A 451-nucleotide genomic window follows, 5' to 3' on the forward strand; every position below is an offset into this window, starting at 1 on the left:
GTGTGGAATTGCTGGCAGCGACGCCGTTCCGCCATAAAATCGGCACCCGGGCGACCGGCGATATTGCAACCGTTCATCATCTGCCGCCACCACTGATGGCGCAGTGGTATTTTGGTGATGCCAGCAGCAAATTCCGTCCTTACGTTGGGGCAGGTATTAACTACACCACCTTCTTTGATAATGGATTTAACGATCATGGCAAAGAGGCGGGGCTTTCCGATCTCAGTCTGAAAGATTCCTGGGGAGCTGCCGGGCAGGTGGGGGTTGATTATCTGATTAACCGTGACTGGTTGGTTAACATGTCAGTGTGGTACATGGATATCGATACCACCGCCAATTATAAACTGGGCGGTGCACAGCAACACGATAGCGTACGCCTTGATCCGTGGGTGTTTATGTTCTCAGCAGGATATCGTTTTTAATTCCGCACAAAAACGACCCCGTAATATAC

1 protein-coding gene is annotated in these 451 nt (G+C 50.8%); it reads left to right on the plus strand.

Features of this window, described 5'->3' with window-relative positions; translation table 11 throughout:
* Positions 1-422: OmpW family outer membrane protein (locus I6F17_RS37455; protein ID WP_225190487.1), on the plus strand; the 422-nt coding region annotated here is incomplete at its 5' end.
* Positions 423-451: the final 29 nt, after the last annotated feature.

It is taken from the genome of Bradyrhizobium sp. NBAIM18 (assembly GCF_020193825.1).
Taxonomy (GTDB): Bacteria; Pseudomonadota; Alphaproteobacteria; order Rhizobiales; family Xanthobacteraceae; genus Bradyrhizobium; species Bradyrhizobium yuanmingense.